Origin of the sequence: Streptomyces himastatinicus ATCC 53653 (assembly GCF_000158915.1) — a bacterium.
GTDB classification, from domain to species: domain Bacteria; phylum Actinomycetota; class Actinomycetes; order Streptomycetales; family Streptomycetaceae; genus Streptomyces; species Streptomyces himastatinicus.
Genome location: NZ_GG657754.1, coordinates 7571245 through 7583861, shown reverse-complemented (window position 1 = coordinate 7583861; position 12617 = coordinate 7571245). Strand labels below are relative to the sequence as shown.

10 protein-coding genes and 2 pseudogenes are annotated in these 12617 nt (G+C 71.9%); 6 read left to right on the top strand and 6 right to left on the bottom strand.

The window, feature by feature from the left end; genetic code table 11:
• Positions 1-79 precede the first annotated feature (79 nt).
• Positions 80-820 carry a bifunctional DNA primase/polymerase gene (locus SSOG_RS32155; protein WP_009718440.1) on the bottom strand — a complete coding sequence of 247 codons (741 nt, stop codon included), beginning with the start codon at positions 818-820 and terminating at the stop codon, positions 80-82.
• A gap of 169 nt (positions 821-989) precedes the next feature.
• Here SSOG_RS32155 and SSOG_RS32150 point away from each other — a divergent pair, with 169 nt between their 5' ends.
• Complete coding sequence (locus SSOG_RS32150) at positions 990-1883, top strand: glycerophosphodiester phosphodiesterase (RefSeq protein ID WP_009718439.1); 894 nt, start codon at positions 990-992, stop codon at positions 1881-1883.
• Here the strand turns inward: SSOG_RS32150 and SSOG_RS32145 are convergent.
• Positions 1870-2496 (bottom strand): TetR/AcrR family transcriptional regulator, encoded by a 627-nt coding sequence (locus SSOG_RS32145; protein WP_039939196.1) that lies wholly within the window; start codon positions 2494-2496, stop codon positions 1870-1872. The two genes, SSOG_RS32150 and SSOG_RS32145, sit on opposite strands and share 14 nt — an antisense overlap.
• A gap of 86 nt (positions 2497-2582) precedes the next feature.
• Between SSOG_RS32145 and SSOG_RS32140 the strand changes: the two genes are divergently transcribed.
• Entirely contained in the window at positions 2583-3599 is a 1017-nt protein-coding gene (locus SSOG_RS32140) for a small ribosomal subunit Rsm22 family protein (protein WP_009718437.1), read from the top strand.
• Positions 3600-3625: 26 nt separating this feature from the next.
• On the opposite strand, the pseudogene SSOG_RS32135 reads toward SSOG_RS32140, so the two are convergent.
• Both SSOG_RS32135 and SSOG_RS32130 read right to left on the bottom strand, forming a co-directional pair.
• Positions 3626-4632 (bottom strand): annotated as a pseudogene (locus SSOG_RS32135) (serine hydrolase domain-containing protein); the annotation flags it as partial.
• Between the two features lie 17 nt (positions 4633-4649).
• Positions 4650-5981: a multidrug effflux MFS transporter gene (locus SSOG_RS32130; RefSeq protein ID WP_009718435.1), complete on the bottom strand. Its 1332-nt coding sequence runs from the start codon at positions 5979-5981 to the stop codon at positions 4650-4652.
• An 84-nt stretch (positions 5982-6065) separates the two neighbouring features.
• Here SSOG_RS32130 and SSOG_RS32125 point away from each other — a divergent pair, with 84 nt between their 5' ends.
• A complete protein-coding gene (locus SSOG_RS32125; RefSeq protein WP_039939194.1) occupies positions 6066-7064 on the top strand; it encodes a Gfo/Idh/MocA family protein in 999 nt (332 codons plus the stop codon).
• A 59-nt stretch (positions 7065-7123) separates the two neighbouring features.
• On the opposite strand, the pseudogene SSOG_RS32120 reads toward SSOG_RS32125, so the two are convergent.
• Positions 7124-8747: pseudogene (locus SSOG_RS32120) on the bottom strand (alkaline phosphatase D family protein).
• A 173-nt stretch (positions 8748-8920) separates the two neighbouring features.
• On the opposite strand from SSOG_RS32120, the gene SSOG_RS32115 reads away from it, so the two are divergent.
• The 3 genes from SSOG_RS32115 to SSOG_RS32105 all read left to right on the top strand — a co-directional run bounded on the left by SSOG_RS32115 (position 8921) and on the right by SSOG_RS32105 (position 11493).
• Positions 8921-9697: an SDR family oxidoreductase gene (locus SSOG_RS32115; RefSeq protein WP_009718432.1), complete on the top strand. Its 777-nt coding sequence runs from the start codon at positions 8921-8923 to the stop codon at positions 9695-9697.
• Positions 9698-9859: 162 nt separating this feature from the next.
• Positions 9860-10516 (top strand): hypothetical protein, encoded by a 657-nt coding sequence (locus SSOG_RS32110; protein WP_009718431.1) that lies wholly within the window; start codon positions 9860-9862, stop codon positions 10514-10516.
• A 101-nt stretch (positions 10517-10617) separates the two neighbouring features.
• Complete coding sequence (locus tag SSOG_RS32105; protein WP_009718430.1) at positions 10618-11493, top strand: glycosyltransferase family 2 protein; 876 nt, start codon at positions 10618-10620, stop codon at positions 11491-11493.
• A gap of 9 nt (positions 11494-11502) precedes the next feature.
• On the opposite strand, the gene bla is transcribed toward SSOG_RS32105, so the two are convergent.
• On the bottom strand, positions 11503-12444 hold the full coding sequence (bla, locus tag SSOG_RS32100) for a class A beta-lactamase (RefSeq protein WP_009718429.1): 942 nt from the start codon (positions 12442-12444) through the stop codon (positions 11503-11505).
• Positions 12445-12617 lie beyond the last annotated feature (173 nt).

The following is a 12617-nucleotide window of genomic DNA, read 5'->3' as shown; positions in this document are numbered from 1 at the left end:
CCCAGCGGTAGCTGGGGGAGGAACGGGTGGGCACAACCCACCCACCGCCCCGCACCGGGCCCGAAACCCCAGCCCCCGGCTACCGCCCTATAGGCCAGGCAGCCGAGGCATGGTCGTCCTGCTCCTCCTCCGCGGCCAAGCGGCCCGCATCGGTCAACGCCTCCAACAGCGTCAACGGATCCGGCAACGGCCGCTCCGGACCGAGGAGCCATGCCACCCGCCCATCCCCCGGAAGCCGGGCAGGCGGTACGAGCACATAGCTGCCCCGGCAATGCCACCGCAGCCCCGGATGCTCGTCCATCGTCTCGGGGTGGCAGTCCAGCTCGCACGGCCACCACTCGTCCTCGTCATCCGGCGTACCGCGCGTCGTCGTGAAGAACAGCATCCGCCCCTGCCGGAGATCCGCACCGCTCGTCGCGACCGGCCCGACCTCGACCTCCGCGGCCCCCAGTCGCTCCAGGGCCTGCCGCCCCACCTCGACGGGGACGTCGAGCACATCGTGGACGAGGCCGGTGGCGGTGATGAAGTTGGCCTGCGGGTCGGCGCGAAGCCAGTGACGCACCTTCTCCGGGTCGGCCGACGCCTGGGTCGCCCAGGCGAAGGAGACGGGGTGCCGGGCGGGGGTCGGACAGCCGATGCGGTCGCAGGAACAGCCGTAGCCGGAGGGGTACGCGGCGGGCGCGAGCGGGAATCCGGCGGCGGCCGCGGCCATGAGCAGGTCCTCGCGGGCGCTCGCGGCGACCGCTCCCGAGCCGCTATCGCCGCCCGTCGCGCTTCTCGACCGGCGCAGCCACTGGGTGAACCTGCTCTTGCGTTCCATCTATCGCCTCGCTTCACCGCCGCGACCGGCGGTACCGCCGGTACCCGATCAATGCTGCCACCATCCTGCTCCCGAGGTGACCGGTGTCCGCATCCGGGGTGATGCCGGGACCCACGTCCGGGTGCCGATATCAGGACATAACCGAACGAGCACCCCTAGCGTTCGCTTTATGATCACCAGGTATTTTCTGACCGGTGTGGCGGTCCTCACCCTTTCCATACCGGCGGCCGTCCTGGCACACCCCACCGCCCACCCGGCGGCTCACCCGACCCCGCGCCCGCCGGAACGGCGCCTCGGCGATCAGCCCGCCGCCGTCCCCGCACCCCCGCGGATCATCTACACAGCCCACCGCGGCGGCGCCCTCGAAGTGCCCGAGAACAGCATGACCGGGCTGACCACCGCCCTGGCCCGCAAGGACGCCCAGGTCCTCGACTTCGACATCCGCTCCCTGCGCGACGGCACGCTCGTCGTCATGCACGACGCGACGCTGGACCGTACGACGTCCCAGGCCGGGCCCGTGAACGCCCTGACCGCCACCCAGTGGCGCACCGTACGCCTTCGCCCCGCCGCCGCCCTGCGCGGCGCCTGGAAGCCCGAGCGGCCGCCGACGGTGGCCGAGGCGCTTGACCGGCTCGGCGGCCGCACCACGCTCATGGTCGAGACGAAGGACCCGGCCGGGCTGCCCGAGCTGGCCCGCATGATCCGCGACCGCGGCCTGACCCGCTCCGTCTACGTGAACTCCAACCACCCGGACGTCGCCCGCGAGGCCCACCGGATGGGGCTGCTGGCCCAGCTGTGGCGGTCCGCCCGGCAGATGCGCCACGACCGCCCGGGCGAGTGGCGCGGGGACGTGGACCTGCTGGACGTCGACTACCGGGCCCGGGACGCGGACATACGGCGGGCCGTGGCCTCCGGCGTGCCCCATGTGTGGGCGCACACCGTCAACACCCCCGGGCAGCGCGACCGGATGGTGCGGCTGGGGTGCGACGGGATCATCACCGACGCACCGAGCCTGATGATCACCACCCCCGTACGGGCCCTCGGCCGGGTCAGCGGGGGCTGAGGCCGCGCAGTGCCATCTCGACCACGGCGTCCGCGTACGCATGCGTGAGCGGCAGCGTCCGCAGCAGCCAGCGGGCCGTGACCGGGCCGGTCACCAATTCCACGGCGATCCGCGGATCGAGGTCCGCCGCGACCTGTCCGGCCTGCTGGGCGGCGCGCAGCCGCTCGACGTAGAGCTGGACCGACGGCTCCATGACCCGGCTCACGAACTCCGCGGCGATCTCCGAGTTCACGATGCCCTCGGCTGCCAGCGCCCGGTAGGGCAGGTCGTACGTGGGCGACAGCAGCTCGTCCACCGTCGCGCGCAGTACGAACTTGAGGTCGGCCTCCAGGTCGCCGGTGTCGGGGAACGCGTACGGCGCCCCGCTCTCCGGCCCCTCCGCCTCCTGCGCGGCCCGCTCGCCGAGGGCGACGAACGCGTCCAGCAGGACGGCCGCCTTGGAGGGCCACCATCGGTAGATCGTCTGCTTGCCGACCCCGGCACGGGCGGCGATGGCCTCGATGGTGAGTTTGGGATAGCCCACTTCGGCGACGAGTTCGAGTGCGGCGTCGAGGATCGCGCGGTGCGAACGCTCACTGCGGCGGGTCGCGTTGGGAACTGCTTTTCCGGCCATGCCGGTCAATGTAGCGAAGGCGTCCGCTAGACGATACGCATCGTCTCCTGCCGTTTCCCCGCCGCCCACCCCGTAGAATTCACGGAATGCACGCCCCGCACGCCGCCCCCACCGCCGAGACGCTGCGCACCGCGCTCGCCGGGCTCCTCGACGGACTGCCGCCCCGCCAGGCGGCCCAGGCGGTCGACCGGCTGATCGCCAACTACCGGGGCCGCACCCCGACCGACGCGCCCGTGCTGCGCGACCGCTCCGATGTCGCCGCGTACGCCGCGTACCGGATGCCCGCGACGTTCGAGGCCGTACGCGCCGCCCTCGACGCCCTCCGCGAGCGCGCCCCCGAGTGGGTGCCCGCCACCCACCTCGACATCGGCGGCGGTACGGGCGCGGCGAGCTGGGCCGTGGCCGCCGCGTGGCCGGACGGGGCGCACAGCACCACCGTCCTGGACTGGGCCGAACCCGCCCTCGCCCTCGGCCGCGAGCTGACCCGGCAGTCCCCCGCCGCCCCGCTGCGCGACGCCCGCTGGCAGCGTCGCGCCCTCACCGCGGACCTCGCCCTCCCCGACGCGACGGACCTCGTCACCGTCTCCTACGTCCTGGGCGAACTCACCCCGTCCGACCGCCGCGCGGTCGTCGGCGAGGCGGCCCGTACGGCCCAGGCGGTGGTCCTCGTCGAACCCGGCACCCCCGACGGCTATCTGCGCGTCCGCGAGGCCCGTGACCAGCTCGTGGCGGCGGGCCTCCACGTCCTGGCCCCCTGCCCGCACAGTGACGCCTGCCCCATCGAACCGGGCGCCGACTGGTGCCACTTCGCGGCCCGGGTGAGCCGTTCGTCGCTGCACCGCCAGGTGAAGGGGGGCTCGCTGGGGCACGAGGACGAGAAGTTCGCGTACGTCGCGGCGACCCGCTTCCCCGCCCCGGACCCCGGGCCCGCGTCCCGTGTCACCCGCCACCCCCAGACCCGCAAGGGCCAGGTCCTCCTGGACCTGTGCACCCCCGACGAGGGCCTCACCCGCCGCAACCTCACCAAGAAACACGGCCCCATATTCCGCGCCAACCGCGACACCGCCTGGGGCGACACCTGGCCGCCGCCCGAGGACGAGTGATTCAGCCCAGGGCGCGAAAAAAAAACGGTGGCCGCCGCCGCGCGCGGCGCGCTGTCGCCGGGGCGGCGGCGGGGGTGGACCGTGGTGGCCAGCAGGATCAGATAGCAGTCCCTTGCGCGGTCCAGCACCACGCAGGTGCCCAAAAACCCGGTGTGCCCGGCCGCGCCGCGGCCGGCCAACTCGCCCATGAACCACGGCTGGTCGACCTCGAAGCCCAGCCCGGGCGCGGTCAGCATCAGGTCCACGGAAGGCGGGCGAGAGCACCGGGACCGCCGCCCGCCAGCAGCGCGCGGCACAGCGCCGCCAGGTCGGCCGCGGTCGAGAAGAGCCCGGCGTGGCCCGCGACACCGCCGAGCGCGTACGCGTTCTCGTCGTGCACCACGCCCCGCAGCATGCCCCGGTCGAGCTTGCCCCAGGGGCGCCGCTGGTCCTCGGTCGCGGCGATGCGCGGCAGCCAGGACCCGGGCGGGCGGAAGCGGGTGGACGCCATGGCCAGCGGGCCGGTGATCCGGTCGTGGACGAGACCGTCCAGCGGGGCGCCGGTCGCCCGCTCCAGCACCCGCTGCATCAGCAGCAGGTTGAGGTCGGAGTAGCGACGGGCGGTGCCGGGTGGGGTGACGGGCGGTTCGGCGTACAGCCGCGCCCAGCGCGCCTCGTCCCCGTCGTACTCGTAAAGCGGCAGCTCCGGGATCAGGCCGGACCGGTGGGTGAGCAGCTGCCGCACCGTGATGCCGTGGTCGGCGGCGGCCGTGCACTCGGGGGCGTACGAGGCGACCTGGGCGTCCAGCTCGATCTCCCCGCGCTCCAGCGCGCCCACCGCCACGATCGCGGTGAACAGCTTGGTCAGCGAGGCGAGGTCGAAGACCGTATCGGCGCGCGCCGGGACCCATTGCGCGCGCGGCAGTTCGCGGTCGTACGCGGCGTACCGCACCGCCCAGCCGAAGGCGCCCTCGGTCAGGGGCCCGGTGCTCGTCCCAGCGGTCACCACCGCGCCCGCGCACCAGGGGCGCTCCCCCTCGGGGAGCGCCTCCACGGTGCGCAGAAGGTGGGTCAGGCCACCGTCACGCTCTGCTTGGTGCGTCGCTGCCACGGGCGGCAGAGTCCCATGAAGCAGCCCATGGCGGCCAGCGCGCACACCAGCTGGACGACGGCCATCGGCACGGCCGTGGTCTCGCCCGCGATCCCCACCAGCGGCGAGGCGACGGCGCCGAGCAGGAAGGTGGAGGTGCCGAGCAGCGCGGACGCGGAACCGGCGGCGTGCGGGGTGCGCATCAGCGCCTGGGCGTTGGTGTTCGGCATGGCCAGGCCCATCGAGGACATCAGCACGAACAGGCAGGCCGCGATCGGTACGAGACCGACGTCGCCGAAGAGCCCGGCGGACAGGGCCAGCAGCGCGGTCGCCGCGAGGGCGATCATCGTGAGCCCCACGCCCAGCACCTTGTCCATGCTGACGCGGCCGACCAGGATGCGGCCGTTGACCTGGCCCATGCCGATGAGGCCGATCGAGTTGATACCGAAGAGCAGGCTGAAGGTCTGCGGCGAGGCGCCGTAGATCTCCTGGACGACGAAGGACGAACCGGAGACATAGGCGAAGAGGGCCGCGAAGGCGAAGCTGCCCGCGAGCATGTAGCCGGTGAAGACGCGGTCGGCGAGCAGCCCGCGCACCGTCCGCAGCGTCTCACCGAGCCCGCCGTCGTGGCGGCGCTCCGGGGGCAGGGTCTCGCGCAGGAAGCGCCAGACGACGAGGGTGAGCAGGGCGCCGATCACCGTCAGCACGACGAAGACGCCGCGCCAGTCGGTGAAGCGCAGGATCTGGCCGCCGATCACGGGCGCGGCGATGGGCGCGACCCCGGAGATCAGCATCAGGGTGGAGAAGAAGCGGGCCATCGCGATGCCGTCGTACAGGTCGCGGACGACGGCACGGGCGATCACGATCCCGGCCGACCCGGCGAGGCCCTGGAGCAGCCGGAAGCCGATGAGCGTCCCGGCGGTGGGCGCGAAGGCGCAGATGGCGGTGGCGATCACGTAGATCACCATGCCGATGAGGAGGGGACGGCGGCGGCCCCACTTGTCGCTCATCGGGCCGACGACGAGCTGGCCGAGCGCCATGCCCATCAGACAGGCGGTCAGGGTGAGCTGAGCGGTGGCGGCGGAGCTGTGGAGCGCGTCGGTGACCTCCGGCAGGGCCGGGAGGTACATGTCCATCGAGAGGGCGGGGAGAGCGGTGAGCCCGCCGAGGACGAAGGTGACGAGGAGGCTCGCGCGGCGCTGCGCGGTCGACGGAGCGGTGACCTGGGGCGCGGCTGCGGAGGAGGGAGAAGAAGAGGGGTCGGGTCTGTGGGCCCGGTCGGGAGCGGCGGCCGTGAGGCCGGGCTGCTGCATGCTTGCCTTCCATGAGTCGTTGAATCGTTGTCTATGCTCTCAGCAGAATTGGAGTGCTCACGACCGAATAAGCCAGGGGTGAGGATGCCCGGACCGAAGAGCGAGCCCGTGCGGTGGGGGATCCTGGCGACCGGCGGGATCGCCGCGTCGTTCACGAAAGATCTGCTCGAACTGGAAGACGCGCAGGTCACGGCCGTGGGCTCGCGCAGTCCGGAGGGCGCGAAGCGGTTCGCGGAACGGTTCGGGATACCCCGCTCCTACGGCAGCTGGGCCGAGCTGGCCGCCGACGACGAACTTGACGTGATATACGTCGCTACCCCGCACGCGGCCCACCGCGCCGCGGCCGGCCTCTGCCTGGAGGCGGGCCGCGCGGTGCTGTGCGAGAAGGCGTTCACCCTGAACGCGCGCGAGGCCGAGGAGCTGGTCGCCCTCGCCCGCACCCACGACCGCTTCCTGATGGAGGCGATGTGGACGTACTGCGATCCGGTCGTCCGGCGCATGACCGCCCTCGTCCGGGACGGCGCGATCGGCGAGGTCCGCGCGGTGCACGCCGACTTCGGCCTCCCCGGTCCCATCGACCCCGCCCACCGTCTGCGCGACCCGGCCCAGGGCGGCGGCGCCCTGCTCGACCTCGGCGTCTACCCGGTGTCCTTCGCCCAGCTCCTGCTGGGCGAGCCGTCGGACGTCCAGGCCCGCGCCGAGCTGTCCCCGGAGGGCGTCGACGTGAACACGGGCCTGCTGCTGGGCTGGGACACCGGCGCGGTGGCCCTCCTGAGCTGTTCCCTCACCGCCGATACGCCCAGGTCGGCAGCGGTGACGGGCACCGCGGGCCGCATCGAGTTCCCGCGCGGCTTCTTCCACCCCGACCACTTCGTCCTCCACCGCCCGGGCCACGACCCGGAGGAGTTCACGGCCCCGGACGGCCTGCGCGCCTACCAGCGCGAGGCCGCAGAGGTGATGCGCTGCCTGCGCGCGAACGAACGCGAATCCCCCCTCGTCCCCCTGGCAGGCACCCTGGCGGTGATGCGCACCCTGGACACGGCCCGATCGAAGACCGGCGTCCGCTACCCGGGCGAGGGCTGAAGTCACCGCGGCGAGGTTGAGCCCGCGGCGCCGGTTGGGGCGCCGCGGGCTCTTATCGGTCAGACCTGCTGAAGCCCAGGGTTTCCGGCTTCGCTGACGAACGACGCCGCCGTGGTGAGCGGTGCGTTCGGGGTCGTGACCGCGGAGACCGTCTTGTAGTCGGCCCGCGCCTGATCGCCGTCCAGCGTGACCGTCACATAGCCGCGGCGGCCGTTGTAGAACTTCATGTGCGGGTTGGCGGTGGTCATCGTGGACCAGTTGGCCGGTTTGTCGGCACCGTCCTTGCCGCTGGTGATCGACGTGCCGACGAACTCGACGCCCAGGGTCTGGGACGACGGGTTGTTGAAGTCCTTCTTGATGTCGAGGGCGTAGTGGACGTGGACGTCGCCGGTCAGGACGACGAAGTTCTCGATGCCCGCCTGCTCGACGCCGGCCAGGACGCGGGAGCGGGAGGCGGGGTAGCCGTCCCAGGCGTCCATGGAGAGCTTGGAGCGATCGGCGGTGGTGTTCTTCCGCTGCGAGAAGGTGACCTGCTGCGGGAGGACGTTCCAGGTGGCGGTGGAGCGGCGGAAGCCGTCCAGGAGCCAGCGTTCCTGGGTGGCGCCGGTGAGGGTGCGGGAGGGGTCCTCGGATTCGGGTCCTGGGTACTGCCAGCCGTCGCCGTACGCCTGGTCGGAGCGGTACTGGCGGGTGTCGAGGATGTCGAACTGGGCGAGCCGGCCGTAGTGGAAGCGCCGGTAGAGCCGCATGTCGGGGCCGTCGGGCCGCTGCGGCATGCGCAGCGGCATGTTCTCCCAGTACGCGCGGTACGCGGCGGCCCGCCGGATGAGGAACTCCTCGGGCGGATCGTTGTTGTCGTCGACGTCGCCCGCGTAGTTGTTCTCGGTCTCGTGGTCGTCCCAGGTGACGAACCAGGGGAAGGCGGCGTGGGCGGCCTGGAGGTCCGGGTCGGTCTTGTAGAGGGCGTAGCGCAGCCCGGTAGTCCCCGAGCGTCATGGTCTCGGTGTTGAAGTGCGCGGGGAGGGTGCGGTCGGTGTAGTTGCGGGCGCCGCCGACCGCGCTGACGGCGTACTCGTACTGGTAGTCGCCGACGTGGAAGACGGCGTCCAGGTCCTCGGCGGCGAGGTGCTTCAGGGCCGTGTAGTAGCCGTCGTGGTACGCCTGGCAGGAGACCAGGCCGAAGCGCATGTCACTGACCCGGGCGCCGGGCGACGGGGTGGTGCGGGTGCGGCCGACGGGGCTGGTCCACTTGCCGGCCCGGAAGCGGTACCAGTAGACGCGGTCGGGTTCGAGGCCCTTGGCGTCGACGTGCACGGTGTAGTTGAACTCGGCGTGTGCGGTGGCGGTTCCGCGCCCGACCACCCGGCGGAAGTGCTCGTCGCGGGCGACCTGCCACTCGACCCTGACGGCGCCCTCCTCGGGCAGGCCGTTGCCCGGCTCGTAGGCGCGGGGCGCGAGTCTGGTCCACAGCACGACGGCATCGGGCAGTGGATCGCCGGATGCCACGCCGAGCGTGAAGGGGTTTTCCTTGAGCGCGTCCGTACGTACCTGCGCGGCCTGGGCGCTGGGCAGGTTGGTGGAGAAGGCCAGTGCGGCGGCTGCTCCGGTGACGGTGAGGAAGCGGCGGCGGCCCAGATGTGCTGCCGCGGCTCGTATCGCCTGCTGATGTGCGGCGTGTGCCATGTGCTCTCCCCTGGCTCGTGGCGTCAGAGGAATTGGAGTGTCAGGGGGAGGCCGCACGCTTGCCTATACACGACGCACACATGTCGGCTGGGTGAGGTCCGTTTCCGGATAGGACGTTTGCCGCCATACACCCTGCGCGAGCAGGGATGTGACGTGGCGTACGCTGCCGCCCCATGAACGGAAGCGATGGTGTGCCGGTGGTGTCCAAGGTCGCCGTGGTGACGGGCGCGGGCTCCGGGATCGGCCGGGCGGTGGCACTCGAACTCTACGAGTCGGGCTGGTCGGTGGTGCTCGCGGGGCGCCGCGAGGAGACCCTCGCGGAGACGGCGCGCCGGGCGGGCGACGGCCCCTCGGTCCTCGCCGTGCCGACGGATGTGAGCAGGCCCGAGCAGGTGGACGCGCTCTTCGCGACCGTACGGGACCGCTTCGGACGGCTCGATCTGCTGTTCAACAACGCGGGCAGCTTCGGCCCGCGCGGGGTGCCGGTGGAGGACCTCAGCGCCGAGGACTGGCAGGCGGTCGTGGACGTCAATCTGACGGGGGCCTTCCTGTGCGCACAGGGCGCCTACCGGCTGATGCGTGATCAGGATCCGCAGGGCGGACGGATCATCAATAATGGCTCGATTTCCGCCCATGCCCCGCGCCCGCACAGCATCGCGTACACGGCGACCAAGCATGCGCTGACCGGGCTGACCAAGTCGCTGTCGCTGGACGGGCGGGCGTACTCCATCGCCTGCGGACAGATCGACATCGGCAACGCGGAGACGGAGATGACCGGGCAGATGCGGGCCGGTGTACTCCAGGCGAACGGGGACGTGGTGGCCGAGCCGGTGATGGACGTGGCGGATGTGGCACGTACCGTGCGGCATATGGCCTCGCTGCCCCTGGAGGCGAATGTGCAGTTCGCAACGGTACTGGCGACGGCGATGCCGTACATCGGTCGCGGCTGACGGGCGGTGGGTCGTCACCGATCGTAGATAACCCCCGGCCTGATCGAATAATGTGACCGAGCGGAAATTCACCCCAAGAGATCAGCCCCGCCCCAAGATACGACCAAGATCCGACCAAGAATCGCCCGCAGATCCGACCGCCCACGATCGAAGAAGACCGCATTGCGTTCTCTCCCGCTCACCCTGGTCGCCCGCATCCTGCCCGTCGCCGTCCTCGCCGTGGCAGGCGTGGCCATGACCACCCCCGGCTCCGGCGACTCGGACGACACGCGCCCCCAGGCGGCCGACGCCTCCTCGACCCCGTCCGCCGCCGATCCGACGGAGGACGGGTCCGGGATCGCACCGGACGGGGGCGGAGGCGGCGCGAGCACGGCGGGGCGCTTCTCCAAGCCGCCGGCCCAGGCCTGCAACGCGCTCCCGGCCGCCCAGGTCAAGAAGCTGGTGCCGGGCGCGAAGACCAGCGGAAACGAGCTGAAGTCCAGCGACCTCAACCGCCGTTCCGGCTGCTCCTGGCACGCCCTGGACGGCTTCGACTACCGCTGGTTGGACATAAGCTTCGACGTCACCGGCCGGGCGCCCGCGGGCTCCGGCGACCCGGTGTCGGGGCTCGGCGACAAGGCGACCGTCAGCGACAAGCTCACCAGCGACGACGACCAGCAGGTGCGCGAGGCGGTGGTGACCGTCCGCAAGGACAACGCGACCATCGTGGCCACCTACAACGGCGGGGATTTCGAGAGCCACAAGGCCCCCTCGTCCAAGGTGGTCCGCGACGGAGCGATCAGCGCTGCGAAGAATGCTCTCTCCGCGCTCGACGAATGACCGCTTTTGCGTATGTCGATGAACATGCGCTGCGTTTCGACAGGCCGCCTGGGCGTCTGGTTACGATCACCTCACCGTAACCAACCCCCTGGAGTTCCGCCGTGTCCGAACCACGTCTGGGCGTCGCCATCCTGACCATGGGCAATCGGCCCAGAGAGGTGGCCGCCCTGCTGGAGTCGGTCGCGAAACAGGACGTACCGCCCGCCCGCATCGTCGTCGTCGGCAACGGCTCCCCGCTCCCCGAGATGCCGGACGGGGTGACCGCGGTCGAGCTGGACGAGAACCTCGGCGTGTCCGGCGGCCGCAACGTCGCCTGGCAGCGGCTGCGCGACTTCGGTGACGTCGACGTCGTGATCGACCTCGACGACGACGGGCTGCTCGTGGACGCCGATGTGTTCCGTACCGTGCGCGACCTGTACGCGGACGATCCGCGGCTGGGCATCGTCAGCTTCCGCATCGCCGACGAGACCGGCGAGACCCAGCGGCGCCACGTCCCCCGGCTTTGGACGAGCGACCCGATGCGCGGCGGCGAGGTGACCACCTTCCTCGGCGGCGGACACGCCCTGTCCGTACCGATGCTGGAGCGGATCGGCGGCTGGCCGGACGAGTTCTTCTTCACCCATGAGGAGACCGACCTCGCCTGGCGGGCGCTCGACGCGGGATGGAAGGTGCTGTACTCCCCCGAACTGCTCCTCCAGCACCCCCGCACCTCCCCCGCCCGGCACGCCGTCTACTACCGGATGACCGCGCGCAACCGCGTCTGGCTCGCCCGCCGCCACCTTCCGCTGCCCCTGGTCCCCGTCTACCTCGGTACGTGGACCCTCCTCACCCTCGCCCGCACCCGCGCCCTCGACGGGCTGCGGGCCTGGGGCGGCGGCTTCCTGGAGGGCGTCCGCACCCCGTGCGGCACCCGGCGGCCGATGCGGTGGCGCACGGTGTGGCGGATGACGAGGCTGGGCCGTCCGCCGGTGATCTGACGCGCGGACTCAGACCAGCGCGTCCGCCACCAGGGCGGCGGCCCGGGCCACCAGGGGGTTGTCCGTCGGGCCCTGGGGGTCGTACTTGGTGGAGAGCACCGACAGCACCAGCGGGGTGCGCTCCGGCGGCCAGACGACGCCCACGTCGTTGGCCACCCCGTACTGGGTGCCGCCGCCCGTCTTGTCCGCCAGGATCCAGTCGGCGGGCAGGCCCTTGCGGAACCGTTCGATGTTGGTGGTGTTCGCCACCAGCCACCCGGTCAGCCGCTTGCGGTCCTCGGGGGTGAGGGCGCGGCCGAGGACGAGGCGGGCGAACGTCTTCCCGATGGCGCCGGGGCTGGTGGTGTCCGTGTCCCGCCAGGGCTCGGCCGTGTTCAGCTCCGGCTCCCAGCGGTCGAGCCGGGTCGTCCCGTCGCCGAGGGAACGGCAGAAGCGGGTGATCGCGGTCGGCCCGCCCAGGTCGTGGAGCAGCAGGTTCCCGGCGGCGTTGTCGCTCTCGCTGACGGCGGCGGCGCACAGCTGCTCGACGGTCAGCCCGCCCGCGATGTTCTCCGGCTTGCCCGTGACGGGGGCGTAGCCCGCCTTCCGGACGAACTCCTCGGTGTAGTGGACGCGCTTGGCGAGGAATTCGCCGTCACGGTCGAGGTCGCGCAGGACCGCCGCGGCGGCGAGCGCCTTGAACACGGAGCACATCGGGAAGCGCTCCTCGGCGCGATACGCCACCGTCGCCCCGGTCGCCGGGTCGAACGCGAACACGCCCAGCCGGGCCGCGTACTCCTCCTCCAGGGCCCGCAGTTGCCGGGTGACGTCCGCCCCGGACGCTCCGGACGCTCCGGACGCGGCTGACGCGGTGCCCGGTACGGCCACCAGGGTGGCCAGGGCCGTACCGGCGCCCAGGGCCAGCACACGGCGGCGGGACGGGGCGGGGTGACGTGTGGTGATGTGCTGCACGGGCGGTCCTCTTTTCTCGTGATGTGACGGTCGTGGTGTGACCGGAGTCGTGCCGGAGTCGCACGCCGTCAGTGAAGACCGCGGCCGTTCGCCATGTCGAATACACTCTCGACTTCCGCGTGATTCCATTTGGATATCCGGGCATGTCAGGGGGGGCTCGTTGCTGACCGAAC

Bases quoted from the DNA above. Each gene is read 5' to 3' on its own strand.
- SSOG_RS32125 (WP_039939194.1), top strand. From the start codon at position 6,066: ATGCCCGGACCGAAGAGCGAGCCCGTGCGGTGGGGGATCCTGGCGACC.
- SSOG_RS32140 (WP_009718437.1), top strand. From the start codon at position 2,583: ATGCACGCCCCGCACGCCGCCCCCACCGCCGAGACGCTGCGCACCGCG.
- SSOG_RS32155 (WP_009718440.1), bottom strand. From the start codon at position 820: ATGGAACGCAAGAGCAGGTTCACCCAGTGGCTGCGCCGGTCGAGAAGC.
- SSOG_RS32130 (WP_009718435.1), bottom strand. From the start codon at position 5,981: ATGCAGCAGCCCGGCCTCACGGCCGCCGCTCCCGACCGGGCCCACAGA.
- SSOG_RS32150 (WP_009718439.1), top strand. From the start codon at position 990: ATGATCACCAGGTATTTTCTGACCGGTGTGGCGGTCCTCACCCTTTCC.
- SSOG_RS32115 (WP_009718432.1), top strand. From the start codon at position 8,921: ATGAACGGAAGCGATGGTGTGCCGGTGGTGTCCAAGGTCGCCGTGGTG.
- SSOG_RS32145 (WP_039939196.1), bottom strand. From the start codon at position 2,496: ATGGCCGGAAAAGCAGTTCCCAACGCGACCCGCCGCAGTGAGCGTTCG.